Annotated in this window: 16 protein-coding genes and 3 riboswitches; of the genes, 12 read left to right on the top strand and 4 right to left on the bottom strand. The window is 37.4% G+C overall.

The window, feature by feature from the left end:
* The first annotated feature begins 124 nt into the window (after window positions 1-124).
* Window positions 125-221: riboswitch (TPP riboswitch) on the top strand.
* A 57-nt stretch (window positions 222-278) separates the two neighbouring features.
* The 8 genes from thiS (at window position 279) to NK356_RS16725 (ending at window position 7,402) form a co-directional block, all read left to right on the top strand.
* Entirely contained in the window at window positions 279-485 is a 207-nt protein-coding gene (gene thiS, locus NK356_RS16760; protein WP_253317511.1) for a sulfur carrier protein ThiS, read from the top strand.
* A gap of 24 nt (window positions 486-509) precedes the next feature.
* A complete protein-coding gene (thiC, locus tag NK356_RS16755; protein WP_253317510.1) occupies window positions 510-2,321 on the top strand; it encodes a phosphomethylpyrimidine synthase ThiC in 1,812 nt (603 codons plus the stop codon).
* The gene (locus NK356_RS16750; RefSeq protein ID WP_034692579.1) at window positions 2,318-2,905 is read left to right on the top strand and encodes a thiamine phosphate synthase; all 588 of its coding nucleotides are present in this window, start codon (window positions 2,318-2,320) and stop codon (window positions 2,903-2,905) included. The genes thiC and NK356_RS16750 overlap by 4 nt, the downstream gene beginning before the upstream one ends.
* Window positions 2,881-3,618, top strand: a complete 738-nt coding sequence (locus tag NK356_RS16745; RefSeq protein ID WP_253317509.1) for a hydroxymethylpyrimidine/phosphomethylpyrimidine kinase — start codon at window positions 2,881-2,883, stop codon at window positions 3,616-3,618. The genes NK356_RS16750 and NK356_RS16745 overlap by 25 nt, the downstream gene beginning before the upstream one ends.
* A 5-nt stretch (window positions 3,619-3,623) precedes the next feature.
* Window positions 3,624-4,238, top strand: a complete 615-nt coding sequence (locus NK356_RS16740) for a thiamine phosphate synthase (RefSeq protein ID WP_034692572.1) — start codon at window positions 3,624-3,626, stop codon at window positions 4,236-4,238.
* On the top strand, window positions 4,235-5,011 hold the full coding sequence (locus NK356_RS16735) for a thiazole synthase (RefSeq protein WP_034692569.1): 777 nt from the start codon (window positions 4,235-4,237) through the stop codon (window positions 5,009-5,011). Before NK356_RS16740 ends, NK356_RS16735 begins: the two co-directional genes overlap by 4 nt.
* A gap of 9 nt (window positions 5,012-5,020) precedes the next feature.
* Complete coding sequence (gene thiH, locus NK356_RS16730; protein ID WP_253317508.1) at window positions 5,021-6,139, top strand: 2-iminoacetate synthase ThiH; 1,119 nt, start codon at window positions 5,021-5,023, stop codon at window positions 6,137-6,139.
* A gap of 546 nt (window positions 6,140-6,685) precedes the next feature.
* Window positions 6,686-7,402: a HesA/MoeB/ThiF family protein gene (locus NK356_RS16725; RefSeq protein WP_034692564.1), complete on the top strand. Its 717-nt coding sequence runs from the start codon at window positions 6,686-6,688 to the stop codon at window positions 7,400-7,402.
* 208 nt (window positions 7,403-7,610) lie between these two features.
* Here NK356_RS16725 and NK356_RS16720 read toward each other — a convergent pair whose 3' ends face one another.
* Entirely contained in the window at window positions 7,611-9,839 is a 2,229-nt protein-coding gene (locus NK356_RS16720) for a TonB-dependent receptor (RefSeq protein WP_253317507.1), read from the bottom strand.
* A 118-nt stretch (window positions 9,840-9,957) separates the two neighbouring features.
* Window positions 9,958-10,055, top strand: a riboswitch (SAM-I-IV-variant riboswitch).
* 296 nt (window positions 10,056-10,351) lie between these two features.
* Here NK356_RS16720 and NK356_RS16715 point away from each other — a divergent pair.
* Complete coding sequence (locus NK356_RS16715; RefSeq protein ID WP_253317506.1) at window positions 10,352-13,090, top strand: TonB-dependent siderophore receptor; 2,739 nt, start codon at window positions 10,352-10,354, stop codon at window positions 13,088-13,090.
* 252 nt (window positions 13,091-13,342) lie between these two features.
* On the opposite strand, the gene NK356_RS16710 is transcribed toward NK356_RS16715, so the two are convergent.
* Window positions 13,343-15,466, bottom strand: a complete 2,124-nt coding sequence (locus tag NK356_RS16710; protein ID WP_253317505.1) for an outer membrane beta-barrel family protein — start codon at window positions 15,464-15,466, stop codon at window positions 13,343-13,345.
* Between the two features lie 191 nt (window positions 15,467-15,657).
* Here NK356_RS16710 and NK356_RS16705 point away from each other — a divergent pair, with 191 nt between their 5' ends.
* Window positions 15,658-16,677 (top strand): sensor histidine kinase, encoded by a 1,020-nt coding sequence (locus NK356_RS16705; protein ID WP_034692551.1) that lies wholly within the window; start codon window positions 15,658-15,660, stop codon window positions 16,675-16,677.
* A complete protein-coding gene (locus NK356_RS16700; RefSeq protein WP_253317504.1) occupies window positions 16,670-17,347 on the top strand; it encodes a LytTR family DNA-binding domain-containing protein in 678 nt (225 codons plus the stop codon). The genes NK356_RS16705 and NK356_RS16700 overlap by 8 nt, the downstream gene beginning before the upstream one ends.
* Window positions 17,348-17,505: 158 nt before the next feature.
* Here the strand turns inward: NK356_RS16700 and NK356_RS16695 are convergent, their stop codons facing one another.
* Together NK356_RS16695 and NK356_RS16690 are read right to left on the bottom strand one after the other, a co-directional pair.
* Complete coding sequence (locus NK356_RS16695) at window positions 17,506-19,773, bottom strand: aconitate hydratase (RefSeq protein ID WP_034692830.1); 2,268 nt, start codon at window positions 19,771-19,773, stop codon at window positions 17,506-17,508.
* Between the two features lie 317 nt (window positions 19,774-20,090).
* Entirely contained in the window at window positions 20,091-22,874 is a 2,784-nt protein-coding gene (locus tag NK356_RS16690) for a bifunctional aconitate hydratase 2/2-methylisocitrate dehydratase (RefSeq protein WP_253317503.1), read from the bottom strand.
* 287 nt (window positions 22,875-23,161) lie between these two features.
* On the opposite strand from NK356_RS16690, the gene NK356_RS16685 reads away from it, so the two are divergent.
* Window positions 23,162-23,932 carry a WG repeat-containing protein gene (locus NK356_RS16685; RefSeq protein WP_253317502.1) on the top strand — a complete coding sequence of 257 codons (771 nt, stop codon included), beginning with the start codon at window positions 23,162-23,164 and terminating at the stop codon, window positions 23,930-23,932.
* Between the two features lie 163 nt (window positions 23,933-24,095).
* Window positions 24,096-24,187: riboswitch (TPP riboswitch) on the top strand.

Here is a 24,187-nt window from a genome sequence, read left to right as displayed (position 1 = left end):
ATCATCCTAAAAAAATAATATGGGTAGTTTATAAACAAAAACCGCCTCAAGGAAAATGAGACGGCTTCTTTTTATTTAAAATCATTTCAGATTTTGCCCATTCTGAAAAAATGTCTAACTTCGTCCCAAACTTTAGGGGTGTCTGTTACCAACAGACTGAGACTTTACCCTTTGAACCTGATCTGGATCATACCAGCGTAGGGAAAAGTAGATGACTTTTGCTGTACATTCTATTGTACAATAATGGCCATTCCTAAAGTATATATAAAATATTAGGAATGGAACTTATAATCAACCACACCCGAAAAACATTTGATGTACTTCCTGAAAATCTGGAAGCATTACTGGCTATTGAACTGCCTGGTAAGAAAAAAGGCATTGCTGTAGCGCTCAACAATCGCATTATTCCCCTGTCAATCTGGGCGGAAACAATCCTTAACAACAACGATTCTATTTTAATCATTACTGCCACTCAGGGCGGTTAATTCTCATATTTAATACCAATACTTATGGCTCACTCCATTACATGTTCGCCATTTCCGAACTCAAAGAAAATCTATGTTGAAGGAACATTACACCCTATCAATGTAGCAATGCGTGAAATACAGCTTAGCCCGACCAAATTAACCAATGGCGGCTTTGAACATAATGCTCCGGTAACGATTTATGACACTTCAGGTCCTTATACCGATGAAAATGCAGTCATTGATATTCAGAAAGGGCTTCCAAGAATCAGAGAACAATGGCTTCTGGATAGAAATGATGTGAATATCCTTGACGGAATTACTTCTGAATACGGAAAAGCCCGTTTAGCAGATCCACGTCTGGATGAACTGAGATTCTCTTATGATCATAAACCTAAAGTTGCACAGGAAGGAAAAGAAGTTACACAGCTTTACTATGCCAAGCAGGGAATCATTACTCCGGAAATGGAATATGTGGCGATCAGGGAAAATCAAAGAATAGAACAGCTTGATTCTGTGTCTAAAGAAATGGCTTTTCAACATCCGGGACACAGCTTTGGTGCCAATACTCCCAAAAGCAAGATCACTCCGGAATTTGTAAGAGACGAAATTGCTGCCGGAAGAGCGATCATTCCCAATAATATCAACCACCCGGAAAGTGAACCGATGATCATCGGAAGAAATTTCCTGGTGAAAATCAATGCCAATATCGGAAACAGTGCCGTTTCATCCAGTATTGAAGAAGAAGTAGAAAAAGCAGTATGGGCTTGCCGATGGGGAGGCGATACCATTATGGATCTTTCCACAGGGAAAAATATTCACGAAACAAGAGAATGGATCATCAGAAACAGCCCGGTTCCTATCGGTACTGTTCCCATCTATCAGGCATTGGAAAAAGTAAAAGGAGTTCCGGAAGATCTGACATGGGAAATTTTCAGAGATACGCTGATTGAACAGGCAGAGCAGGGAGTTTCCTATTTCACTATTCACGCAGGAGTTTTACTGAGATACATTCATTTAACAGCGAAAAGAGTCACCGGAATTGTTTCCAGAGGAGGATCCATCATGGCAAAATGGTGTTTATTCCATCATAAAGAAAGCTTTTTGTACACTCATTTTGAGGAGATCTGTGAGATCATGAAAAAATATGATGTTGCTTTCTCTCTGGGAGATGGTCTTCGTCCGGGATCTATTGCAGATGCCAATGATGCCGCTCAGTTTGCAGAACTGGAAACTTTAGGTGAACTGACTAAAATTGCCTGGAAACACAATGTACAGGTGATGATTGAAGGACCTGGACACGTTCCGATGCATATGATTAAAGAAAACATGGAAAAGCAACTGGAAGAATGCCATGAAGCTCCGTTTTACACCTTAGGTCCTTTAACTACAGATATTGCACCAGGGTATGATCACATTACTTCGGGAATCGGTGCAGCAATGATCGGATGGTTTGGTTGTGCAATGCTTTGCTATGTAACACCAAAGGAACACTTAGGACTTCCGAATAAAGATGATGTAAAAGTTGGGGTAATTACTTATAAGCTGGCAGCTCACGCAGCAGACCTGGCAAAAGGACATCCGGGAGCGCAGTATAGAGATAATGCATTAAGTAAGGCAAGATTTGAATTCAGATGGGAAGACCAGTTCAATCTTTCATTAGATCCAGAGACAGCAAGAGCTTATCACGATGAAACACTTCCGGCAGAAGGAGCCAAAATTGCTCATTTCTGTTCTATGTGCGGTCCGAAATTCTGTTCCATGAAAATCACACAGGAAATTCGTGAATCTGCAGAACAGGGAATGCTGGATAAATCACAGGAGTTTATCGAAAAAGGAAAAGAAATCTATATATGATTCTAGTCATAACTCCTGAATGGATTGTTCCGAATGAAACAGATACTATTCATCAGATGTTTCAGGAAGGACTTGATTTGCTTCACATCCGTAAACCGTGGCTCAGCCGGAATGAAATGATTGAATTTATCACTCAGATTGATGAATCTTTCTATTCACAGCTGGTATTGCATACGCATTACGATCTTGGGAAGGAATTTACTATTTCAAGGTTTCATTTCAGGGAGATTGATAGAAAGGAAGAAATATATAAATCGTTTGTGAAAGAAAATACCATTTCAACTTCGGTACATGATATTAAAACATACAATACTTTGGAAAAAGAATGGGAATATGCTTTCATAGGCCCATTCTTTCCAAGTATCTCCAAAAAAGGATATGGACTGGATTCTACCATTAAGGAAGAAATAAAACATCGGGACAATCCTGATGTCAAATTGATTGCCCTTGGAGGAATTGATCAGGATAATATTCATGAAGTTTTCGAATCAGAAGCAAATGGAGCAGCTTTATTAGGTGCCATCTGGGAAAGTGAAGACCCCTTAAAAGTATTCAAAAAATGCAGGAACGTCCTTATGTCATAAGCATCGCAGGTTTCGATCCCAGTGGCGGCGCTGGCTTATTATCAGATAGTAAAACCTTTGAACAATCAAAAGTAATGGGGCTTGGAGTATGTACAGCATTAACATTGCAAACTGCTTCAAAATGTCTGAGTTTAGAATGGCGTCCTATAGACGAAGTAACTGAAGCCATTCAGGTGATGATGGAAAGTTATCCTGTTTCAGCCGTGAAAATCGGAATAGTGAAGGATGCCGAATTTATGGGTAAGATTGTGGAAACAGTTCAAAAAGGAAATCCTGATGTGAAAATCGTATGGGATCCCGTTCTGAAAAGCACTTCCGAATTCACATTTTTTGATCTTGAAACACTTCCTCAATTAAAAAGTACAGTTAATAAACTTAGTTTAATAACTCCTAATTATAATGAATACAGTGTTTTAAAAGAAAATCATCTTTTGCCGGATACGAATCAATGCTCTTTACTGATTAAAGGAGGACATCGGAAAGATCATCTGGGAACGGATATTTTAGTTGAAAGTGAAAAAGAAACGCTTTTAGTTCCAGCCGAAGGTAGTACAACCTATTTTCCCAAACATGGTTCCGGCTGTGTTTTATCATCAGCCATTACAGCAGAGCTTGCCAAAGGTGAAAGTATGGAAACAGCCTGCCGAACCGGAAAGCGATACATCGAAAAATTTTTAAAAAGTAATCCCTCTTTATTGGGAACACATTCATAGAAAACATGGAAAAATTACAATATATATCACAGGGAAATACCCGACAAGAACAGGAACTTTACATCCGTAAAGCACTGGATAACGGCATCAAATGGGTACAGGTTCGATGGAAAAATGCTCCTGAAAACGAATTAATCCAACTCTGTGAAATTTCAAAACAACTTTGTTCAGAATATCAGGCGGTTTGTATCATCAATGACCATGTACAAATAGCTAAAGAAGTAGATGCTGATGGCGTTCATCTGGGATTAAACGATAGCGCTATTGAAGAAGCAAGAATGATCTTAGGCGAAAATAAGATTATTGGAGGAACGGCTAATACCCTTTCAGATGTTCTTCAGAGAATCAAAGAATCTTGTGATTATATCGGTCTAGGACCATTGAGATTTACCACAACCAAAGAAAAACTAAGCCCGATTCTTGGGTTTGAAGGATATCAGTCTATCATTGATGGATTAAGAGAGAAATCAATAGACATTCCTAAAATATTTGCCATCGGAAGTGTTACGCTTGAAGATATTTTACCGTTACAGGAGATCGGGATTTACGGTGTTGCTGTATCCGGGCTTATTACAAAGCAGCCGACCCTAATTAATGAATTAAAAAAAGTAATGATATGAACAATCAGAAATTAGAAATAGCAGGAAGAACTTTTGAATCAAGATTGTTCCTAGGAACAGGAAAATTCGGAAGCATGAGTGATATGGTACAATCTGTCATCGCATCCGAAACGAATATGGTGACTATGGCTCTCAAAAGAATTGACGCCCAATCCAGTGAAGATGGTCTGCTTGATTCATTAAAAGAAACCCATGTTCATCTTCTTCCGAATACTTCCGGAGCACGAACTGCTAAAGAAGCTGTATTGGCAGCGCAGTTAGCAAGAGAAGCACTGGAAACCAACTGGGTCAAACTGGAAATTCATCCGGACCCGAAATATTTATTGCCAGATCCTATTGAAACCTTGTATGCTACGGAAGAATTGGCCAAACTGGGATTTATTGTAATGCCTTACATTCATGCTGATCCTGTTTTATGTAAACGTCTTGAAGATGCCGGAACTGCTGTAGTAATGCCTTTGGGGGCACCTATCGGAACGAATAAAGGATTAAGAACACAGGATTTTCTGGAAATAATCATCAGTCAGAGTAATGTTCCTGTAGTGGTAGATGCCGGAATCGGGGCACCGTCAGATGCTGCAAAAGCAATGGAAATGGGAGCAGATGCTGTTTTGGTGAATACTGCCATTGCTGTTGCCGGAAATCCACTGAATATGGCTTTGGCTTTTAAAGAAGGTGTGATTGCCGGAAGAAGAGCCTTTGAATCAGGATTGGGAGCTATTGCCAACCATGCCGAAGCGTCAAGCCCGCTTACTTCGTTTTTATTTGAATAAATCAGACTCATGAAAAGCTTTAAAGATGTTTTTGAAAACTACCAGTGGGATGAGGTAAAGAATAAGCTTGAAAAAGTAAGTCTGGCCGATGTAAGATGCAGTCTTCAGAAAAAGAATAAAACCCTTGACGATTTTTTGAATCTCCTGTCGCCAGCCGCTTCTCAGGAACTGGAACTGATGGCAAGAATGACACAAATGCTCACCCAAAAACGATTTGGAAAAACCATTCAGTTGTATGCACCGCTGTATCTCAGCAATGAATGTCAGAATATCTGCACCTATTGCGGATTCAGCCTTGATAATAATCTGAAAAGGAAAACGCTTTCCGATATGGAACTGATGATTGAAGCCTCAGTACTGAAATCTATGGGAGTGAATCATGTATTACTCGTAAGCGGAGAAGCCAATAAAATAGTAGGAGTACCTTACTTTCAGAATGCTGTCCGTAAGCTAAAGCCTCATTTTTCTAATATTTCCATTGAGGTTCAGCCATTATTGGAAGAAGAATACAAACTGCTTCATGAAGAAGGAGTGCATTCCGTTTTAGTGTATCAGGAAACCTATCATCAGGATGTATACAGAGAATATCACCCGAAGGGTAAAAAATCTAACTTCCATTTCCGTCTCGAAACTCCCGACAGGATAGGAAGAGCAGGCATTCATAAAATTGGACTTGGAGTTCTCCTTGGGCTTGAAGATTGGAGAGTTGACAGTTTTTTCAATGCATTACACATCGATTACCTTCAGAAGCAGTACTGGAAAAGTAAATTTTCTGTTTCCTTTCCAAGACTCAGACCTGCTGAAGGAATCATCGAACCTAATTTTATCATGGAAGATAAAGACCTTCTTCAATTGATCTGTGCCTACAGAATCTGGAATGAAGACCTTGAAATCTCCATTTCTACCAGAGAAAATGAAGTGTTCAGAAATAATATTGTCTCTCTGGGAGCAACTGCCATGAGTGCAGGTTCAAAAACAAATCCCGGAGGATATGCAGTGGATAAAGAATCTTTGGAACAGTTTGAAACCAGTGATGAGCGTAGCATGGATGAAATTAAAATCATGATCAAAAAAGCAGGCTATGATCCTGTAATGAAAGACTGGGATTCTGTATATAGTGGATTTTAAAATTTTTAAACCATTAAGAAATTTGAAGAGGTGAAGTTGAATTAAGAAAATCAAAGATTTTTAAGATACTCTCTTTTTTGAAGCGAAGCTCAACTTAACTTTCCTTAAAAACTTAAAGAATCTTAATGGTTCAATGATTATAAGTATGGAATTAGAGCTACAATCCTGTAATGAAAGATTGGGATTCTGTATATAGTGGATTTTAAAATTTTAAAACCATTAAGGATTTTGAAGAGGTGAAGGTTATTTAAGAAAATCAAAGATTTTTAAGATACTCTCTTTTTTGAAGCGAAGCTCAACTTAACTTTCCTTAAAAACTTAAAGAATCTTAATGGTTCAATGATTATAAGTATGGAATTAGAGCTACAATCCTGTAATGAAAGATTGGGATTCTGTATATAGTGGATTTTAAAATTTTAAAACCATTAAGGATTTTGAAGAGGTGAAGGTTATTTAAGAAAAATCGAAGATTTTTAAGATACTCTCTTTTTTGAAGCGAAGCTCATCTTAACTTTCCTTACAAACTTAAAAAACCTTAATGGTTCAATGATAATTATGAAAGAAGATCATTTTTCACGGTACAGCCGTCAGATATTTATTGAAGAAATAGGATTGGAAGGACAAAAGAAAATAAGGTCTTCCAAAGTTCTTGTCATTGGAGCAGGAGGTTTGGGAAGTCCTGTTATTCAATATCTGGCTGCAGCAGGAGTAGGAACTTTAGGTATTATCGATTTTGATCATGTAGAACTTCATAATCTGAACCGGCAGATCATTCATACTGAAAACAGAGTAGGATTTTCCAAAGTAAAGAGTGCTGAAATATTTGTAGAAGAACTCAATCATCAGGTTAAATTGACAGGAATTGAGGAAAAACTCAATGAAAATAATGCCGAAGAAATCCTTTCTCAGTATGATATTATTGTTGACGGATCTGACAATTTTTCCACAAGGTATCTGGTGAATGATACCTGCGTAAAACTGAATAAAACTTTGGTTTACGGGAGTATTTTAGGGTTTTCAGGACAGGTTGCTGTGTTTAATCATAATGGAAGCAAAAACTTAAGAGATATTTTCCCTGAACCGCCTTTCGATGAGGATGTACCGGATTGTGACCGCCTTGGTGTCCTGGGAGCTCTTCCCGGAATGATAGGAAGCATGATGGCGCTTCAGGTCTTAAAAATTATTACTGATCTTCCGGTGAATATCAATCAGCTGACATTGGTAGATACGATGAACTGGAGATTCCAGACGATAGATTTCTGATGTAAATGTAAACACCAATGTCACTAATATTTTCACAAATAACACGAATTCAATATCAATAGGAACGGGTTCTGATCCTGAGCGTAGACGAAGGAAACCCGTTTTACTTTTATAAAACCATCCATTGGCTTTAGCCAAAAATTATCCGACAAATAAAAAATAGGCGCAAATCATTTTACGCCTATTTTTATTTTATTGTCAAGAAGAATTACTGTGCCTGCTGCATTACGCCTCCGTTATCTTCTTTTTTAGTCTGGTTCAGGATATTCGGATCCTCTTTTGCCAGTTTATTTCTTGTCGGAATTTTATAATTGATAGAAAATCCGAAATTTCTCGTGTCATACTTGCTACTGATCAAGACCGGCGTTCCTGATGGTGGATTAGAACGTACCTGCATCATCTGTCCGTTGAAAATATCATTCGCAAAAACAGAAAGCGTCAGACGGTTGTTCATAAACTTTTTCGTCAACGTAATATCAAGAGAGTTGTTGAATGGTTTTTCTGCCGTAAAGTAGAAATATCCCGCCTTTGGAGTCAGATAGCTGTAGTTGGCTGTCAGTTTGATGTCCTTAGGTAAAATAACCTGGGTCATGATATTGAAAATCCAGAAGCCTTTATTATTCAGGTTATCGATTTCATGTTTCTGATATCCTGCATATAAATACATGAAATTAATTTTATCCGGATTGAAATTAAATTTCATGATTTCACTAAATGGCTTACTGAAAATCATAAAAGGAACCGGTAATCCCACATTGAAATTGTGAATTTTCATATTCGAAATATTCACCTGCTCGTTGTAAAGTTTTCTTCCGTCCTTTCGGATGATCTGTGCCACCTGGTTGCTTGCCGAACTTACACTATATCCGATAAATGCATAATCAAAAGCTGAAATTTTCAATTCATAATTATCAAAAATAGTAGGCTGTAGGTTAGGATTACCATTTACTTCGGTACTTGGTCCGGAGAAAGTCACGTTATTCGGGTTCAAAGCAGAAATACTCGGTAAGCTGATTTTTCTGTTGTAATTGGCGGCAATATTAACCTGATTCATCATGTTATATTGTACGCTTGCATTCGGGAAAAATTTAAACTTATTGAAAGGAATCAAATTAGCCTCCACCAGTTTTGAATCTTTATCAAAATATCTTGTTACCCCGGAAATATCATAGTTTTCCGCACGGGAACCCAATGTGAAGTCAAACTTTTTCAGTTTAGCCTGAAACTCCAAATAGGTAGAAGCAGTTTGTCTTTGATATTCTAAGTTAGTCAGCCCAAAACTTTCCGTATCATAATCCTGTCTTTCATATAATCCTCCAAAACTTACCTTTCCGCCATCAAGAAGTTTGATAGGTTGGGCATAATCTACTTTGAAGTTGGCAATATTCATTACAGATTTATTGTTCAGAATATCTTTTAAACCATTGGTAGGGCTATTGATAGGAAGATAGGGTGCTGCTGCAAAATTACCATCCTGAAAGAAATTGTCCTGAGAAAATTTACTGTCTGATCTTGTATAGCCAAACTGGAAGTCTAATTTTTGAGATTTATCTGCAAAACGTTTCTGATACGTTACCACAGCTTCCTGTCTGAGACTATTGGTATGGGCAACATCCGAAGATGTATAAAAAGCTTCCCTTAAATCTTTTGGATTATTCTGGAAAGGCAAATCACCATGACCGTTACTTAAAGTATAGTTGTCATTATTATTGTGATAAATATCGTAGTTTAATAATAATCTGTCCTGACCCAAATCAAAAGTTAACCCTGATTTTGCAAAATATCCACGTGCGTATCTATCGGTATGGCTGCTCAAAAGTTCATCTTGTTGACCATTCAGCATACTTTCACGGTAGTTTTGACCTACGTTCAGCTGCCATCCGAAATATTTATTCCTTGCATTTAAATTAACAGAATTGGTTGTCCTGTTTCTATATTTATCATAATTCGTGAAAGAATAATTTCCTGAATACGTAGCAGTTAAATATTTGTTGGCATTTTTATTAGTAATGATATTCATGATGGCACCTCCGGAAGTAGCCGGAAACTCAGCACCGGGCTGTGTGATTACTTCTATTCTTTCTACAGAGTTGGCAGGCATTCCTTCAAGGAAAGAGTTCAATTCATTGGACGTAATATTCAGAGGTCTTCCGTTAAGATACACTTCCAGCATTTTTCCCTGATACATCATTCCTGCAATATCGGTAGATACAAGTCCCGGAAGTTTTTTAATTCCTTCCAGAACGTTTCCGTTATTCAGCTGAGGTTGTTCAGAAAAGTCAAAAATGGTACGGTCGGCCTTTTGTTCAACGGCTTTTTTAGTTTTGGTGATAACTACACCTTCTATTTGTTTTTCTTTAGCACCCGTAGTATTCTTTTCTTGTGAGAAAACAAAAACAGAACTTACCAGTGATAAAGCGAAAATCGTTTTTTTCATAATGTTTTACTGATATCCGGTTAGACGCTGAAAAACAAAATTTGTTACGATAAAATTGTGAAAATCGAAAAATTAAGCTGAAATTTTTTTTATTTCCGAAATAATTATATCTTTGCCAGGTAATTATCAAGAATCTCTAGATGGGATAGCAACCTGCAAAAACAAGCAAGGTGCTGCAATCGATAAGCCGGATCTTCCGGAAAAAATGTTTATCATTCTATCATTATCCCCATCTTGAATTTTTGTTTTAAAGTTAAAACCAATGTTTAAAGACAAGGGAAATCACATTCCATCAGTAATTTTTTATTCTTCAGATCATGAAGTGAGTCTTCATTATTCTGATATGTTTTCATGCCATTTCTATATGCGCATGTGTTGTTGCTGCTAGCACTTTCTATTTCTAAAAAATAATACAAACATTCCGAACATCAATGGTAACCTTACATTTTAGGGTTACAGGATTTGTATTGCTTAAAAACAATTTTTAACAACAAAAAGTAACAACAAACAATATGCATAATTTCAAAACAAAAATATTTGTTCCTTCTATCGCGCTTATCTCTACATTTTATTACGCCCAGACGGACACTTTACAATCTAAAAAAATAGATGATGTAGTCATCCTCGGTTCAAGAGGCTCAGGAAGATCATTGACAGATACACCCGTTCCGGTAGATATTATTAACATATCGAAAATTTTAAAACAAAGCCCCACTAACAATATCAGTCAGGCTTTAAATTATATTGTCCCTTCATTTTCATCCACCTCACACACGGTGAACGATGGAACTGACTTTGTAGACCCTGCACTTTTAAGAGGGTTGGGGCCGGATCAGGTTTTGGTTTTACTCAATGGAAAAAGAAGATACCAGTCTTCATTGATTAATGTTACCCTTACGCCGGGAAGAGGCTCTGTGGGAACTGACCTTAACGCTATTCCAGCCTTTGCTTTAGAAAAAATTGAGGTTTTAAGAGACGGAGCTTCTGCTCAATATGGTTCTGATGCCATTGCAGGAGTTGTCAATCTCGGCCTGAAAAAAAGATTAGGACTTTCGGGACAAGTATTTCTGGGAGGATACGCATCGCCTGTTGCCAATAATTTCTCCGGAGGAGCAGATGGACAGACTATTTCCGTAGATCTTAATTATGGAGCTAAAATAGGAAAAACAGGATTTATTAATATTACAGGTTCTGCACAATATCGTGATCCTTATTCCAGAGCCGGAGTAAGAGAAGGTGATATTTTCAATGCTTATAATGCAATTAATTACAGAGCATTGCAGGATGGAGTGAATATTGATGGTTTGTATAAAAATATTTCGAATACTTCCAATACTCAGCAGATTATCAATACGATAAAACAATATGCAGCTAAGGTGGGTTATTTTGGAACTGATTTTCAATCTCAAATTTCAGGAGCCAACAGCATTTCCGATCTTCAAAAATTATTAGGTAAAGATTTTACATCTCAGGAGCTTAATTACAGAGGACTGGAGAGAAAAGATTTCAGCCTAAGAGCGGGACAGTCTAAGCTGCAGTCGGGCCAGCTCTTCTTCAACTCTGAAATTCCTGTGAATGAGGATTGGAAGGTGTACTCATTTGGAGGCTATAGCTACCGCCTTGGAAATGCCGGAGGATTTTACAGACTTCCGAATACTGAAAGAAATATCAATGCAGTGACTCCCAATGGATATCTTCCTCAGATTGAAGCAGCCGTGAATGATTATTCTCTTGCTGCCGGAATTAAAGGAAAATGGAATGGCTGGAATGTGGATTTCAGTAATACTTTCGGGAAAAATACCTTTGGTTTTGGGGTTGTCAATACATTTAATGCTTCTTTGACAGACAATTCTCCAAGAACCTTTGATGCCGGAGGATCTGAGTTTTCACAAAATACCGTCAATCTTGACTTCTCAAAAAAATATGATGTATTGAAAGGATTGAATATTGCATTCGGAGCAGAATACCGACATGAAAATTATAAAGTGAATGCCGGAAAAGAAAATTCTTATGCTTCTTATGATATCTATGGACGTGTAGTAACTGCTAAAACTCCTGAAAATGAGAAGGTAACCGACTTCTTCGGAAATGTAAGGCCAGCGGGAGCACAGGTTTTTCCAGGCTTTAGTCCGGAAAATGCCGTTTCAGGAAATAGGAACAGTATTGCTGCTTATGCTGATGCAGAACTGGAAGTTACCGATGGTTGGCTATTGGAAGGAGCTTTGCGATATGAGAATTATTCAGACTTCGGATCTACATTCAATTATAAAGTGGCAACCAACGTGAAGCTGGCTCCTAACCTGAACTGGAGAGGTGCTGTTTCTACAGGATTCAGAGCGCCTTCTTTAGCTCAAATCTATTATAGCTCCACATCTACACTGATTCAGCAGGGAAAAACTACACAGGTCGGTACTTTTAGGAATAATTCTGAAGCCGCACAGGCATTGGGTATTCCGAAATTAAAACAGGAAACTTCACAATCCTACAGCACAGGAATTACATGGAAGATTCCATCATTAAACCTGACTTTCACCGCAGATGCTTATTTAATAAAGATTAAAGACAGAGTAGTACTTACGGATCTGTTTTTCCGTCCGGATAAAATCAACAATGCTGATGATCAGGTATTGCAAAGTGCCTTTGATCTGGCAAGAGCCAGCGCTGCCAACTTTTTTGCCAATGCTGTAGACTCTCAGACAAAAGGGTTGGATATTACGATTTCTCAGAACTCAAAAATCTCATCGGGAGTTTCTTTGGAGAATAATTTGGGAATCAACTTTAATCAGACCAAAAGAATCGGAGATATTCATGCGTCACCTAAATTGGTAAGCCAGATTGATAATTATTTCTCAGAACCCAACAGAGTGTATTTTGAAGAAGCTGTTCCCCGTGTAAAAGCTACTTTATCGAATACTTTAAGAGTTTCCGGATTTACCTTTGTACTGCGTAATTCTTTCTTTGGTAAAGTAACTGATGCAGATGTTCTGGATGCTAATTTTGACGGAGTAACAGGAAGTACAGAGCATTTTGTTCTTAATAACCGCTTTGTGACGGATTTATCTGTAGGGTATGATTTTAATAAAAATATTTCAGTAACGATCGGGAGCAATAACATCCTGAATATTCTGCCTTCTAAAAGCCCGAATATAAGTTCATTAACTGCTGATAACCAGTTTGTGTATTCCAGACAGGTTTCCCAGTACGGTATAGGGGGAAGGTTCTTGTTTGCAAGAATTGAATTCAGATTCTAAATATTGACATGATTTATAAATTATTTTAACCAAAAAATGAAGCGTCTCAAAAGTCAAACAATTTGGCTTTTGTCATTCTGACGAAGGAAGAATCTTGTTGATAACCAAACATATGAGATTCTTCACTACATTTATGAACTTCGTTCGCAGACTTTCAGTCTGTGTTCAGAATGACACTTTTGAGAATGCTTCGTTTTTTATATATGATGATGGTTATCTCAGGGAAAAATCCCTAAGCTTAGCTTTTTGCAGTTATTGGGCACGGTTTTTTTCTTCAAAATTGACTGACCTGTTATTCGATTTTACTTTCTGATTTCCAAAATTATAGGTGATGCTGAGGTTCATTCTTCTGGCATCCCAATAGTTGTTGAATGACTGCGTGTTATCAGTAAAATACATATCAGCTCTCAATCCGGACTGTCTGAAAATATCGCTCACCGAAAGATTGACCTGAAGGGCTTTTTCCGCAAAACTCATTTTGATTCCTGCATCCAGACTTGCTGTGTTTTTCATAGAAAAATATCCGTCTCTGGAAGGAAGGTTATTCCAGTAATTGACAAATAGCATGAATGTCTTCGCTTTATTCAGCTGGAAGGTATTGTTCAAAGAAAAATAAAATGACTGTCCGTTTTTAGCAACCAGATTGAACTTTGTAATCTGAGTTTCATTATAGCTGAAGGAGGTAGAAATATTACTTTCCCAGATTTTGAAATAGGTGTCCGTATAATTGAGATTGAGCCCGTAAATATTTTGATTGTAATAATTTTCATAAGTACTGGTAAGGTCAATTCCGTTCAGGAATGAGAGTTGATCAAAATTATTTGTGGTTCTCTGATAGTAAAGATTGGCAGAAAATTTACTTTTAAAAATATAATTGAATTCAATATTGTGATTGAAAGAAGGTTGCAGACTTGGGTTTCCGGTATAATATGTATTAGGATTAGAATACCATCGGAACGGGTCTAAAGCCCGGAAGTAAGGACGGTTAATTCTTCGGGAATAATTAATGCTGAACTGATTGTTTTCATTGGCTTTATAAGATATATAGGCTGTTGGAAAGAATTTTCCATAATTGTTCTCCGATTTTGATTGGGTAGTAGGAGAAAAGCCGCTGGTTTGTGAATATTCATAACGAAGCCCTGCCTTTACAGACCATTTTTCGCTGAGGTCTTTACTGGCACTGATATAGGTTGCATAATTTTTTTCATGATAATCAAAAAGATTACTCTTTGCCGGATCTATGATATAATTTCCATTGTTAAAATTAAAATATGCGATGTCTGAATTATTAGAAAACTGACTGTATTTCGCTCCTGTTTCTACTTGAATTTTTTTGAAATTTAAAGTTAAGTCTGCCTGCCCGGAATAGATTTTATAATCTACCGAAGATAGATTTCTAACAATCTGAGTTGTATTACTGACAATATTTCTTGTTGTGAAATTAACCTCATTATCAGGCAAATTTCCATAATAATTGGCTCCGAAACTAAGTTTATGCTCACCCAATTTCTGATCAAAATAAAGATTAAGCATTTGGGTGGTAAAAGGAGAGCGATGCTTTGAATCTGTGTCTGTCTGTAAAGCAGGAGTGCTTCCTGTGAGGTAATTCTGTGTTGAATTGATATCCATATTGGTATGTCCCTTTGTAATATCGTATACCAATCCGATATTGGAATTTTTAGAAAGAGAATAGTCAAAATTGGCATTCAGTCCAAGTCCGTCATTCATATCCTTTCTGTCGTCTTTGCTGATAGAAGAGTTTTGCCCGATGATATTATTTTTTTCTACAGACCTTTTATCTCCATCATATCCCATCACCTTTACAGAAGCTTTTATCTTTTCGTTTTGATAATTTATTCCGGCCACACTACTGAAACCAGCATAGGTTCTCTGGGTGTAGTTAGTATTCAGATAGCCGCTCCATCCCAGATTCTGATTCTTTTTAAGGACGATATTGATAATTCCGCTGTTTCCCTGAGCTTCATATTTAGCAGGTGGAGTTGTGATCACTTCAATTTTCAAGATATTTTCAGAACGAAGGTTTCTCAGATAATTCATGAGTTCGGTTCCGGAAAGATTCAGCATTCGGTCATTTACCATTACAGACACTCCATTTTTTCCGGCAATGGAAAGAAGTCCTTTATTTTCATCTACCTGCAATAAAGGAGTTCCTGCCAGAACTTCAGTCCCGGAGCTTCCCTGTGAAAGCATGGAGTTTTGAACGTTGTAAACAAGACGATCCACTTTACGCTCTACAAGAACTTTTTTACCATTCACCGTCACTGCTTCAATTTTGTTAACATTGATGGTGTCTTTAGTTTGTGCTACTGCAAAAGAAAAAGCAAGGGTTGTTATAAATAAAATATGTTTTTTCATGGGATATTAATGACAGATTAAATAATGATTGTGTTAAATTTCTCTCACAAAAGTATTGGAAGGGCTCTTGAATGGAAATAGCATTTAGATGAAGGGGAACATTATGCATGTCAAAAAAGTTTCGTCGGAAAAAAACAGGTTTTTATCGAAAAGGATTGATGAGTTGTGCCTGCAGAGATTTATATTTGAGTATGAATAAAAAGCAAATTATCTGGCTTCAGATTTTGTATTGGAGTTTCAATTTTATAGGAAACAACATTACACCTTACTTCTTTTTTCCTGAGCGAAGAGGATTTGAAACGTATGTGCTGAACTTTACCTATTTTATTTCTGAAATTTCTACTTTTTATCTTTTGTATCTGGTTATTATTCCGAAAGTATTAAATCTGGAGAAACTTTATTCTGCCGTTTTAGTTTTTTTGATCTCTATATTAAGCTTTGGTGTCATTCGGTATGGAATAGAAGAAGTGCTGCTTCCTATTACTCTTGGATTCAGAAATTATAATAAAGATACCGGACTTTTATATTATTTGACAGATAATATCTACAATGCTTCACTGACGGTTTTCATTGCCGGAATTTTGTGGATCGTGGAGAAATACGGAGTCGCAGAAAATGATAAAAAACAACTTCTGATCGAAAAGAAACAGGCAGAGCTACAGGCTTTGAAAACACAGATCAATCCTCATTTTATTTTTAATTCATTAAATAATATTTATTCTCTTGTCTATCAAAAATCAGATAAAGCGCTTCCTGCCATTGAAGAGCTGGGACAGCTGCTGAGATACAGCACCAAAGATCTCGAAAAAGACTCCATTTCTTTGGATAAGGAAATTGGTTACATAGACAGTCTGATTGCGCTGGAAAAGCTTAGAATCAGAAATCCTGAACTTTTGTTGATAGAAAAAGATATTCAATATCCTCAACTGAAGATCTCACCCATGCTGTTGGTTCCTTTTGTTGAGAATGCCTTCAAGCATGGTGATTTCCGTGATAAAGGTTTTGAAATGAAAATTTCAGATCAGAATAAAATTCTGCATTTTTATCTTTTGAATTTTAAAACACAGAAAATGAAAGATACCGTTTCAGGAATAGGTATTCAGAATGTGAAAAAAAGACTGGAAATATTGTATCCTAAACATCAGCTGGAGATCAGGGATTCGGAAACAGAATTTATGGTGGATTTAAAAATAGATTTAAGGGATGAATAAGATAAAATGCATTATTGTGGATGATGAGCCTTTGGCAATCTCTCTTCTTGAACATTATGTAGAGAAGATTCCCTTTCTTGAATTGGTGTTTTCCACAGAGAATCCAATCCTGGCTTTGGAATATCTTCAAAAAAACGATTCAGACCTCATCTTTCTGGACATTCAGATGCCGGAACTTACAGGAATCAATTTTATGAAAATTGTAGGACCTGATCAAAAGTATATTCTGACAACAGCTTATTCAGAGTATGCTCTGGAAGGATATGAGCATAATGTAGTGGATTATTTATTGAAGCCTATTTCATTTGAAAGATTTCAAAAGAGTATATCAAAGGCTCAGGAGCGGTTTCCTTTTCCACAGGAGGAAAATACCCATTTCTTTGTAAAATCTTCAGGGCAGAGACATCGTATCGGCTTTCATGAGATTCTTTATATTGAAAGTATCAAAGACTATGTTAATATCCGGACGGAAGCCAATGAGTTTATCGTTCTGGATACTCTTAAATCAATGGAAAACCAACTTCCTGAAAGATTTGTGCGGATTCATAAATCTTTCATTGTCAATCTGGATAAAATCAAAAGTATAGGTGCTAAAAAAGTGATTCTTCCCGAGTATGAAATTCCGATTGGGGAAAGCTATAGAGCAAATCTTCTGGATAGATTAAAGTGAAAATGTTTTAAGATTAATATTAAACCTTATAGGTTTTTAAAACCTATAAGGTTTGAAATATTTACCAAAGTTCAGCAAAGAATATTTCAATACAGTTAAAACAAAAAAGACGACTTCTAATGAAGCCGCCTTTCTATTAATTAATCTAACAATTAATTTTATTTTTCCTGTTGTTTGATCAGGTTTAGCGCTGAACCAGCCTTAAACCAATCAATTTGTTGATCGTTGTAAGTATGGTTGGCCATAATGATGTCTTTAGTTCCGTCAGCATGAACGAATTCTAAAGTCAATTGTTTTCCTGGAGCAAATTGGTCAAGATCTAAGAAGTTAACCGTGTCATCTTCCAGAATTTTATCATAGTCTGCTTCATTAGCGAAAGTAATTCCAAGCATTCCTTGTTTCTTAAGGTTGGTTTCGTGGATTCTCGCGAATGATTTTACCAATACTGCTTTCACACCAAGGTGTCTAGGCTCCATGGCAGCGTGCTCTCTTGAAGAACCTTCACCATAGTTCTGATCTCCTACCACAATGGTTGGAACACCTGCAGCTTTGTAAGCTCTTTGTACAGCCGGAACTTCACCGTATTCACCGGTTAATTCGTTTTTAACTTTATTGGTTTCCATGTTGTAAGCATTTACCGCTCCAATCAACATGTTGTTTGAAATATTATCAAGGTGACCTCTGTATTTCAACCAAGGTCCAGCCATAGAAATGTGGTCAGTAGTACATTTTCCGAAAGCTTTGATCAATACTTTAGCTCCTTGAATGTTTTTACCATCCCAAGCCGGGAATTCTTCCAATAACTGAAGTCTGTCTGAAGTAGGACTTACATTCACAACTACTTTAGAACCATCATGTGATGGAGCCTGATATCCGTTGTCATCTACCGCAAATCCTTTTGCTGGAAGTTCAAAACCTTTAGGCTCGTTAAGTTTTACCTGTTCACCTGATTCGTTAGTTAAGGTATCCGTAATTGGGTTGAAGTCCAGTCTACCAGAGATTGCTACAGCAGCTACCATTTCCGGAGAAGCTACGAATGCGTGGGTATTCGGGTTACCGTCAGCTCTTTTCGCAAAGTTTCTGTTGAAAGAGTGGATAATAGAGTTTTTCTCTCCTTTTTCCGCACCTTCTCTGTCCCATTGTCCGATACATGGTCCACAAGCATTGGTAAAGATTCTTGCATTCTCAAATTTTCTGAAAGAATCTAAGAAACCGTCTCTTTCTGCTGTGAACTTCACTTGCTCAGAACCAGGGTTGATTCCAAGGATTGCTTTAGGTTTTACCCCTTTTGATACTGCATCCTCTACAATGGAAGCTGCTCTTGATAAATCTTCATAAGAAGAGTTGGTACAAGAACCGATAAGTGCCCATTCTACTTCTAAAGGCCATCCGTTAGCTTCAGCTTTAGCTCTGAATTCAGCAACTGGAGTCGCTAAATCTGGTGTGAAAGGTCCGTTTAAGTGAGGAGTCAGTTCAGAAAGGTTGATTTCTATTAATTGATCAAAATATTGTTCAGGGTTAGCATATACCTCAGCATCACCTGTTAAGTGTTCTGCAATTGTATCAGCAGCATCTACTACATCCTGTCTTCCAGTAGCGGAAAGATATCTTCTCATAGAATCATCATATCCGAAAGTAGAAGTTGTAGCTCCGATTTCAGCACCCATGTTACAGATAGTCCCTTTACCTGTTGCAGAAAGAGATTCAGCACCTTCACCGAAATATTCTACGATGCATCCTGTACCTCCTTTTACAGTAAGGATTCCTGCTACTTTTAAGATAACATCTTTTGCAGAGGTCCATCCATTCATTTTACCGGTTAATTTTACCCCGATAAGTTTAGGCATTTTAAGTTCCCAGGCCATTCCTGCCATTACGTCTACTGCATCAGCACCACCTACACCAATTGCTACCATTCCTAATCCTCCTGCGTTTACCGTATGAGAATCGGTACCGATCATCATTCCTCCAGGGAAGGCATAATTTTCCAGTACAACCTGGTGAATGATACCAGCTCCCGGTTTCCAGAATCCGATTCCGTATTTATCACATACAGAACTCAGGAAGTTGAATACCTCAGAGTTTTTGTTGATCCCTTCCTGTAAATCTTTGTCTGCACCTACTTTCGCCTGGATCAGGTGATCTGCATGAGCAGTAGAAGGAACGGCTACTTTAGCTTTTCCTGCCTGCATGAATTGTAAAAGAGCCATCTGTGCTGTGGCATCCTGCATTGCTACTCTGTCTGGTGCAAAGTCTACATAAGAGTTTCCTCGTTCATATGCTTGTGTAGCATTTCCTTCCCAAAGGTGGGTGTAAAGAATTTTTTCTGAAAGGGTAAGAGGTTTTCCCACGATTTGTCTTGCCGCAGCAATTCTTTCCGGGTAGCGCTCATACACCTTTTTGATCATATCAATATCAAAAGTCATATCGTATTTTAGTTTTGTTCTTTTTCCGTTAAAGCTTCTTTTTCTATGGGATGAAAAAGAAAAATCACTCTTTTGTACATCAAAAAACGTTCCTATAATCCATAAATAGGGTGTTTTTGACTTTAAAATCAATAGATTTTATAACTTTCAATTTAAGAAAAATTAGAATTTATTTTCCTGATTTTATCGAAAAAAAGACGTAACTATCTTAAAATAGAAACGTTCTAAACAAAAAATTGGAAGATTTTAAATCCAAAAGGACCAAAATCTTCCAATGATATAGTTTTTAATAGGTCTTTCGACGTATTATTAATCTCTTAGTGAGCGCTTGTACTTGTCAGTTCTTTAATAGAAGGAACAAAAGTAGTAAGGTCAATTCCCTCAACAGCAGCTTTATACTCATCAATGCTAGGAATTCTTCCGATAATCGCAGAAAGAACAACAACCGGCGTTGAAGCCAATAGAGATTCTCCTTTTTTACGTTCAGAATCTTCCACTACTCTTCCCTGGAAAAGACGGGTAGATGTAGCTAAAACAGTATCTCCTTTCGCTGCTTTTTCCTGGTTACCCATACAAAGGTTACATCCAGGACGCTCAAGGTACATTACGTTTTTGTATTCCACACGAGCTTCTCCTTTTGGAGCGTTATCATCAAATTCAAAAGCTGAGTATTTTTCTAATAATTCCCAGTCTCCTTCTGCCTTTAACTCATCAATGATGTTGTAAGTAGGAGCTGCTACTACAAGAGGAGCACTGAATTCTACTTTACCTTGTTGTTTTTCAATGTTTCTAAGCATTTGAGAAACGATCTTAAGGTCACCTTTGTGAACCATACAAGATCCTACGAAACCAAGATCTACTTTTTTCTCACCACCATAGTAAGAGAGATCTCTGATGGTATCGTGTGTATATCTCTTGGAAACATCGTCATTGTTTACATCCGGGTCAGCAATCATTGGCTCAACAATTACGTCAAGATCTACAACTACTTCAGCGTAATATTTAGCGTTTGAATCCGGAGTCAAAGCAGGTTTTTCTCCTGATCTGATTTCTTCGATTCTCTTGTTTGCTTTATCAATTAGTCCCTGAAGAACTTTATTGTGGTTATCCATACCCTTGTCGATCATGATCTGGATTCTGCCTTTTGCAATTTCCAGTGATTCGATCAAAGTATTATCTTCAGAAATGTTGATAGAAGCTTTTGCCTTCATCTCAGCAGTCCAGTCTGTAAATGTAAATGCCTGGTCAGCAGGAAGTGTTCCGATGTGAACCTCAATGATTCTACCCTGGAATACGTTTTCTCCTCCAAACTGCTTCAACATCTGAGCCTGTGTAGCATGAACCACATCACGGAAATCCATGTGTTCTTTCATGTTTCCTTTGAAGGTTACTTTTACAGATTCAGGAATTGGCATAGATGCTTCACCGGTAGCTAATGCAAGAGCCACAGTTCCTGAGTCAGCTCCGAAAGCTACCCCTTTTGACATTCTTGTGTGAGAGTCACCTCCGATGATGATGGCCCACTCGTCTACAGTGATGTCGTTAAGAACTTTGTGGATAACGTCAGTCATCGCGTGGTATTCACCTTTCGGGTCACGGGCTGTAATCAAACCAAATTCGTTCATGAACTTCATTAGCTTCGGAATGTTAGCCTGAGCTTTTTTATCCCAAACAGAAGCAGTGTGACATCCTGACTGGTAAGCACCATCAACAATTGGAGAAATCACAGTTGCTGCCATAGATTCAAGCTCCTGAGAAGTCATAAGACCTGTTGTATCCTGGGATCCAACGATATTTACCTGTACACGAACGTCTGAACCAGCGTGTAAAACTTTTCCTGGTGTAGTTCCAACTGCATTTCTGTTGAAAATCTTTTCTACAGCAGTAAGTCCTTGTCCTTCGTGAGAAATTTCTTTTGATGGAGCAAAAACAACTGGAGCTTCAACTCCTAAAAGCTGAGCTGCAAATGTTTGTAACTTCTTACCAAATACGATAGCGTAAGATCCACCAGCTTTGATGAATTCCATCTTTTGCGGAGTGAAAGATTTGGTAAGGTCGATCAATTCCTGATCTCCGTTATATAATTTCTTTTCTTTTGTATTGATTGTTAAAACAGTTCCTGTTGCTACTGAATACGCTTCTTCAAGAACGATGTCTCCATTTTCGTTACGAACAGGGTTTCCGTTTTCGTCTACTTTCTTCACCCAGTTTTTAAGGTCGATACCAATACCTCCGGTAACGTCTACTGTGGTAAGGAAGATAGGAGAAATTCCGTTTGTTCCTCCTACAATAGGAGCAATGTTTACGAATGGTACATATGGGCTTGCCTGTTTTCCTGTCCAAAGAGCAACGTTGTTTACTCCGGACATTCTTGATGAACCTACACCCATTGTTCCTTTTTCAGCAATAAGCATCACGCTTGCATTAGGATGTTGTGCCTGTAAAGCTTTGATTTCTTCCTGAGCTTCAGGAGTGATCATACATTTACCGTGAAGTTCACGGTCTGATCTTGAGTGAGCCTGGTTACCCGGAGAAAGTAAGTCTGTAGAGATATCTCCTTCACCGGCGATAAATGTTACTACTTTGATTTCTTCTGCAACTTCAGGAAGTTTAGTGAAGAATTCAGCTTTTGCGTAGCTTTCAAGAATTTCTTTTGCAATTTCGTTTCCGCTGTTGAATGCTTCTTTCAGACGGGTAGTATCTGCTTCATAAAGGAAAACCTGAGTTTTAAGAACGTTAGCCGCTTCTTTAGCAGTAGCAGGATCGTTACCTAGAGCAAGATCCAGCAATACTTCAATAGAAGGTCCGCCTTTCATGTGAGATAACAATTCAAAGGCATATGCAGGGGAAATTTCTTCTACTACGGATTCACCTAGAATAATTTCTTTTAAAAATTTTGCTTTCACTCCCGCTGCACTTGTAGTTCCGGGTAGTGTGTTATAAATGAAAAATTTAAGAGAATCTGATCGGTCAGCATTACCTGAATCTTTAATTTGTGTAATGATTTCGCTTAGTAATTCAGCCCCATCAATTGGCTTTGGATGAAGCCCTTGGGTTTTTCTTTCTTCAATCTCTTTGATGTAATCCTTATAAATACTCATAATAGAAGGTCTTTCAAAATTAAAGGTAGGCCTGCTTTTTCTTTACCGGTGTGTATAAATACAATTAATGACATTTTGAGTTCTCGCATTTTGATGCAACATTAACCGAATAAAGTCAGCATAATCTACACTTTTTCAAAAGTTTTTTAAAATTATCAAACAATTCAAAATGTTCCCAAAATTACGAAATTTTACTATTTTATAAGAATGAAATTATTTAGATTCTTTATAAATATGAATTTTATAATATCTATTTTTGGTCGTATTTTTGTAAACAAATGGAGAATATGAAAAATATCCTGAATGTTTTGTGTGTTTTTATTTCGATTTTCGTTTTCTCACAGACCCAATCTGTGAAGAAAGTTCCCTTGAAGAAAGGATCAAAAACCACGACTAAAAAAGCAGCTGCAGCTAATAAACCTAATGCTGATCTGGTGGTGATCAATAAAGATCTTCCGGTTTTGATTCCTAAGAAAAAAGGTGATCAGTTCGGATATGTCAATCAGAATGGGAAATTTATTATCCAGCCGGAATATCATATCGCGGTATTTTTTTATGAAGACTGCAATCTTCTGAATTCTCCTAATGAAAAAGTCAGAAAATTTGGAACAAGAGACTATGCTACGGTAGAAAAAAATATGATTTCTTATCGTGTGGATCAGTCTGGAAAGAGAGTGTATCAGTTCAAAGAAGCAGATTTTGGAAAATGTAAATTTGAAGAATATAAACAACAGTTATTTCAGGCCTATATCCTGAATGGTTTTTACGGAATCATTGAAAAATCAAAATTTGTGAATGCAGCCGATTACAGACAATATCAGATCTATCCTCAATATCAGTATCTGTTCATTCTTGAAGGAGATGATGTGGCTAATCCGATGATTGTTGCTTCCAATAATGATAAATTTGGAATCATCGATGTTAATAATAAGATTATCATTCCGTTTGAATATTCCAATATTAAGCGAAACTTCAGCTGGAAACTGGGTAAGATGTTTGAAGTAACAAAAGATGGCTCGAATTACTACTATATCGACGCCAACAACAAAACTTACTAGAGAGTTATAAGTGATGAATGATTCATCTGATAACTCCTATTTTTCGTAGTATTTTTTCCATTGCGTAACCCTCAACCTAACACCCTGAGTCTCGCACCTCGTAACCCACTATCCTGCATCTCGAAACCCGAATTCCAATTCATATATTTTTTGTAATTTTGCAGCTGAAATAAAGGGGTGCTTTAACAGGCTGAGATTATACCCAATGAACCTGGAACAGGTAATGCTGTTTAGGGAACCATTTAAATAATTGAT

This window comes from Chryseobacterium sp. S0630 (assembly GCF_024158915.1).
In the GTDB taxonomy this organism is placed as follows: Bacteria; Bacteroidota; Bacteroidia; order Flavobacteriales; family Weeksellaceae; genus Chryseobacterium.
Note: the sequence above shows the minus strand (reverse complement) of the source record. Positions and strands in the feature narration are given on the sequence as shown.

Excerpts from the sequence above, each read along its gene's own strand:
- thiS (WP_253317511.1), top strand. The coding sequence starts at position 279 with ATGGAACTTATAATCAACCACACCCGAAAAACATTTGATGTACTTCCT.
- thiC (WP_253317510.1), top strand. The coding sequence starts at position 510 with ATGGCTCACTCCATTACATGTTCGCCATTTCCGAACTCAAAGAAAATC.
- NK356_RS16750 (WP_034692579.1), top strand. The coding sequence starts at position 2,318 with ATGATTCTAGTCATAACTCCTGAATGGATTGTTCCGAATGAAACAGAT.
- NK356_RS16745 (WP_253317509.1), top strand. The coding sequence starts at position 2,881 with ATGCAGGAACGTCCTTATGTCATAAGCATCGCAGGTTTCGATCCCAGT.
- NK356_RS16740 (WP_034692572.1), top strand. The coding sequence starts at position 3,624 with ATGGAAAAATTACAATATATATCACAGGGAAATACCCGACAAGAACAG.
- NK356_RS16735 (WP_034692569.1), top strand. The coding sequence starts at position 4,235 with ATGAACAATCAGAAATTAGAAATAGCAGGAAGAACTTTTGAATCAAGA.
- thiH (WP_253317508.1), top strand. The coding sequence starts at position 5,021 with ATGAAAAGCTTTAAAGATGTTTTTGAAAACTACCAGTGGGATGAGGTA.
- NK356_RS16725 (WP_034692564.1), top strand. The coding sequence starts at position 6,686 with ATGATAATTATGAAAGAAGATCATTTTTCACGGTACAGCCGTCAGATA.
- NK356_RS16720 (WP_253317507.1), bottom strand. The coding sequence starts at position 9,839 with ATGAAAAAAACGATTTTCGCTTTATCACTGGTAAGTTCTGTTTTTGTT.
- NK356_RS16715 (WP_253317506.1), top strand. The coding sequence starts at position 10,352 with ATGCATAATTTCAAAACAAAAATATTTGTTCCTTCTATCGCGCTTATC.
- NK356_RS16710 (WP_253317505.1), bottom strand. The coding sequence starts at position 15,466 with ATGAAAAAACATATTTTATTTATAACAACCCTTGCTTTTTCTTTTGCA.
- NK356_RS16705 (WP_034692551.1), top strand. The coding sequence starts at position 15,658 with ATGAATAAAAAGCAAATTATCTGGCTTCAGATTTTGTATTGGAGTTTC.
- NK356_RS16700 (WP_253317504.1), top strand. The coding sequence starts at position 16,670 with ATGAATAAGATAAAATGCATTATTGTGGATGATGAGCCTTTGGCAATC.
- NK356_RS16695 (WP_034692830.1), bottom strand. The coding sequence starts at position 19,773 with ATGACTTTTGATATTGATATGATCAAAAAGGTGTATGAGCGCTACCCG.
- NK356_RS16690 (WP_253317503.1), bottom strand. The coding sequence starts at position 22,874 with ATGAGTATTTATAAGGATTACATCAAAGAGATTGAAGAAAGAAAAACC.
- NK356_RS16685 (WP_253317502.1), top strand. The coding sequence starts at position 23,162 with ATGAAAAATATCCTGAATGTTTTGTGTGTTTTTATTTCGATTTTCGTT.